A 4,418-nucleotide genomic window follows, 5' to 3' on the forward strand; every position below is an offset into this window, starting at 1 on the left:
AACACCTACGCGTACCCGTCGTGCACGCCTACGGGATGACCGAGGCGCCGATGATCTGCGTCAGCGAGGCCACCGACACCGACGAGCAACTGGCCAACAGCGCCGGCCGACCCATCCCGGGATCGCAGGTGCGGATCGCGGCGAACGGCGAGATCGAGCTGCGCGGCGCCAACCTGACACCGGGATACCTGCAGCACGAGCAATGGGTTAACGCGCTTACCCCGGATGGGTGGTTTCGCAGCGGCGACCGGGGCCACCTTCGTCCGGACGGGCGCATCGTGGTCACCGGCCGCACCAAGGATCTGATCATCCGCAAGGGCGAGAACGTTGTCCCTGACGAGATCGAGAACGAGCTGCTGGCCCACCCCCTGGTCGACGAGATCGCCGTGCTGGGCCAGCCGGACGAGCTGCGCGGTGAGCTGGTATGCGCGGTCGTGCGTCGTTCGCCACGCCATCGTGACGTCACCCTCAACGAACTCTGCACGTTCCTCGACGAACGCGGGCTGATGAAGCAGAAGTGGCCCGAGCGGCTCGTCCTCGTCGACGAGTTCCCGCTGACCGGGCTCGGCAAGGTTGCCAAGTCCGAGCTGGCCCGGCAGATCGCAGGAGGAACCCGATGACGGTGTTGTCCGCTGACGAACGTCAGGAACTCGCGCAGTCGGTGCGCTCTGCCTGTGAGCGACTGGCATCCGAGGACCGGGTACGGGCTGTCGCGTACGGCGAGGGCGACCGCAGCGGCGCAGACGGACACTCCGGCTTCGACACGGTGCTGTGGGACGTGCTTTGCAACCAGGTCGGGGTGGCCGCCATCGCGCTACCCGAGCACCTCGGCGGCGCAGGTTACGGTGCGTCCGCGCTGGGTGTGGTCGCCCACGAACTCGGCCGCGCGCTGGCCCCGGTGCCGTTCGTGAGTTCCACGGTGCTGGCCACCGGCCTGCTGCTCGACCTGACCGAGCGGGATCCCGACGCTGACAAGCGACTCACCGGGCTCATCGAAGGTCGTCGTACCGCCGCTGCAGCTCTCACCGGCGACGGCGGGTTGTGGCGTCGGTCCGCGGTGACGCTCAGCGCCGCCCGCACCGGGGACGACTGGCGCATCGACGGCACGGTGCGCCACGTCCTGGGCGGTTCCGCGGCGGACGACCTCGTCGTAGTCGCCATCGCAGAGCATGGCGAACCGGCGCTTTTCCTGCTCGACCCGGCCGTCGACGGCGTCGTCGCCGAGACCGAACGCGTACTCGACGGCACCAGGCCGATGGCCACCATCACGCTGAGTTCAGCGCCGGCGGTGCGGCTGTCTGGCGACGGCCCGATCGGTGACGTCGTCGAGCGCAACATCGACGTGGCGCTGGCGGTGCTGTCGGCCGAACAGGTCGGCGCGTGCGAACGGGTGCTCGAGATCGCCACCGACTATGCCCGTACCCGCGAGCAGTTCGGACGGCGGATCGGCAGCTTTCAGGCCATCAAGCACAAGTGCGCCGACATGCTGGTCGATCTCGAGTGGGCGCGGTCGGCCTCGCAGGCAGCGCTTGAGGCTCTCGACGATTCCGCTGCTGCGGCCGCCGGCGAAGCGGACTGGCGCGCCAGCATGGCCAAGGCGGTGTGCTCAGAGGCGCTGCGCAACGCGGTGAAAGCGAACGTCCAGATTCACGGTGGCATCGGCTTCACCTGGGAGGATTCCGCGCACCTGTACTTCCGGCGCGCCCGCACGGACGAGGTGGTGTTCGGCACTCCGGGCCAGCACTGGGACCGGCTGTCGGCGCTGGCCCAGCTGCTATAGGCGGCAGCGACGCGACCGGTAGGAGTTCCCTTGCCGGTCTTCTGCGCGGGTGGCTAGACTCGGTTTTAAATAACTAAATGTTTTTATGTTTCGACCCCATTGAAATGTCCTTGAGGAGCCACCCGTGCCGCTGCAGCCCTGGATGGAATTGATCTCCGTCGACGATCACCTGATCGAACACCCCAAGGTGTGGAGTGATCGTCTGCCCACCAAGTACCTGGAGGCGGGCCCGAAGATCATCGAGTGGGAACGCCCCGACAACCACCAGATGTGTCAGGTTTGGGAGTACGAAGGCCGGATCTATCCCTACATCGGCCTCAACGCTGTCGCGGGCAAAAAGCCCGAAGAGTACGGCATCGAACCGGTGCGCTACGACGACATGATCCCCGGCTGTTATGACCCGAAGGCGCGGGTGGCCGACATGGACATCGACGGCGTGCAGGCGATGACGTGCTTCCCGTCGTTCCCCCGGTTCGCCGGCGCGGTATTCGCCGAGGGCGAGGACAAGGAACTTGCCAAGTTGTGCTCGCAGGCCTGGAACGACTTCCACCTCGATGAGTGGGCCGCAACGGCGCCCGACCGATTCGTCCCCGTCGCCATGCTGCCGTTCTGGGACCTCGATGCCAGCGTCAAGGAGATCCATCGCGTCGCTGCGAAGGGCGCCAAATGCGTGACGTTCCCCGACCTGCCCGACCGGCTCGGACTGCCCTCCGTGCACTCCGATCATTGGGACCCGGTGCTCTCGGCGATGGAGGAAACCGACATGGTGCTGGCTCAGCACTTCGGTTCCGGCGGCTTCCCGCCGCCGATTGCTCCCGACGCACCTTTCGCCGTGTTCATCACGCTGATGGGCACCATGTCGATGACCTCGATGACGGACTGGCTGTTCTCTAACACCCTCTATAGGCACCCGAAGTTGAAGATCGGCCTGTCCGAGGGGGGCATCGGTTGGATCCCCTACATCCTGGAGCGCTGCGACAGCGTATGGCGCAAACACCGCTTCTACAACAACATCAACCAGGATCACCCGCCGAGCTACTTGTTCAAGAAGCACATTCACGGCTGCTTCATAGAGGATGACTTCGGCGTGGAGATGCGGCACATGATCGGCGTCGACAAGATCACCTGGGAGTGCGACTACCCGCACTCGGACTCGTTCTGGCCACAGAGCCGAGAGCGCGCGGCGCAGGCGCTGGAGAAGGTGCCCGACGACGAAGTGCACCGCATGGTCGAACTGAATGCCCGTGAGTTCTACAACTTTCCGCGGGCAGCGTGACCGGCTGTGACCGACGAAGGGGTGACGGATCGAGCAGGCGTGGAGCGGATAGAGCAGCTTCCCCGGTCGGACTGGACCGACCAGGACCTCCTCACCAAGGACGAGGCTCGCGAACGCCTCGCCGAGGAGATCGGTCGCACCCGGGCCCGACTCGAGGAGGTCCAGGCCGGCGGCCCCGATCACAGCGAGGCCGAGATCACCCTGCTGGCCCGTCGACTCAACGCGATGGAGTCGGTCCGTGACGAATACAACGACTATCTCGACGGGAAGTGATTCCGACCCGTCCTGCACCAAGGAGTGACCGGTGTCGGCTTCCCAAGACGTCCTGAAAGACCTGAAGGACTTTGAGGCGCTACGCGCGCAGATCCGCTCGTTTTTTGACAGTGCGCCAAGGCCGGCCGGCCTACGGAACTACGGGCCCACGCCCACCGCGGACGACGTCGAACCCGGCCGGATGTGGCACCGCCACCTCGCCGACCACGGCTACGCCTGCCTGCACTGGCCGCGCGAGTTCGGCGGTGCCGCAGCGACGGTGGCGTATCAGGCCGTCTTCGCCGAAGAGTGCGCACGAGCCGGCGTGCCCCGTCAGCTGAACATCACCGGGCCCGACCTGGTCGGTCCGGTGCTGATCAAGTTCGGAAGTTCAGAGCAGAAGGACCGCTACCTCGAACCGATCAGGCTGGGCGACGACGTCTGGTGTCAGCTCTTCTCGGAGCCGGGCGCCGGATCAGACCTCGCCGGCATTCGCACCCATGCCGAGCGCACCGCGACGGGTTGGCGCATCGATGGCCAGAAGGTGTGGAGTTCGGCGGCTGCCTCGGCGCGCTTCGGACTGCTGCTCGCCCGCACCGGTCCGGACAAGCACCGTGACTTGTCGATGTTCATCGTGCCCATGGACATCCCGGGGGTCACGGTGCGCCCGCTGACGCAGATGGATGGTGAGAGCAAGTTCAACGAAGTCTTCTTCGACGGCGCCGAGCTCAACGAAGACGCCCTGATCGGTGACGTTGGTCAGGGCTGGACGCTAGCGATGGTGACGCTGGGCCGTGAGCGCCTGACGTTGGGTTCGCAGGCGGTATCGATGTTCCGGCTGCACGAACGCATGGTCGACGCCGCCCGTGACCACGACCTGCTCGACCCGGTGCTGTCGCGGTCGATGACCCGGTTGTGGGCCAGGATGTGGCTGCTGCGCTATACCTGGCAGCGCGCCATCGACTCAGGCGACCTGACATCGCCCGCCTTCTCGGTGCTCAAGCTGATGACCTCAGAAACCGACCAGGACCTGGGTGACATGGCCACCGAAGTGCTGGGTACCGATGCGTGCACCGACCCCGAGGACGACGAGCTGGTGCACCACATGCT

Annotated in this window: 5 protein-coding genes; all 5 read left to right on the plus strand. The window is 65.9% G+C overall.

Annotation, left to right across the window (positions count from 1 at the left end):
• Nucleotides 1-620, plus strand: a 620-nt coding sequence (locus WAN71_RS07720; protein WP_422224769.1) for a class I adenylate-forming enzyme family protein, incomplete at its 5' end; no start/stop codon positions are given.
• On the plus strand, nt 617-1,780 hold the full coding sequence (locus WAN71_RS07725) for an acyl-CoA dehydrogenase family protein (RefSeq protein WP_422224770.1): 1,164 nt from the start codon (nt 617-619) through the stop codon (nt 1,778-1,780). The genes WAN71_RS07720 and WAN71_RS07725, both read left to right, overlap by 4 nt.
• Nucleotides 1,781-1,904: 124 nt before the next feature.
• On the plus strand, nt 1,905-3,056 hold the full coding sequence (locus WAN71_RS07730) for an amidohydrolase family protein (RefSeq protein WP_422224771.1): 1,152 nt from the start codon (nt 1,905-1,907) through the stop codon (nt 3,054-3,056).
• 6 nt (nt 3,057-3,062) lie between these two features.
• Nucleotides 3,063-3,329: a hypothetical protein gene (locus WAN71_RS07735; protein ID WP_422224772.1), complete on the plus strand. Its 267-nt coding sequence runs from the start codon at nt 3,063-3,065 to the stop codon at nt 3,327-3,329.
• 31 nt (nt 3,330-3,360) lie between these two features.
• Nucleotides 3,361-4,418 (plus strand): acyl-CoA dehydrogenase family protein (locus WAN71_RS07740; protein ID WP_422224773.1); only part of this gene is annotated, 1,058 nt, incomplete at its 3' end.

Source organism: Mycobacterium sp., assembly GCF_049280035.1.
In the GTDB taxonomy this organism is placed as follows: domain Bacteria; phylum Actinomycetota; class Actinomycetes; order Mycobacteriales; family Mycobacteriaceae; genus Mycobacterium.

Excerpts from the sequence above, each read along its gene's own strand:
- WAN71_RS07725 (WP_422224770.1), top strand. The coding sequence starts at position 617 with ATGACGGTGTTGTCCGCTGACGAACGTCAGGAACTCGCGCAGTCGGTG.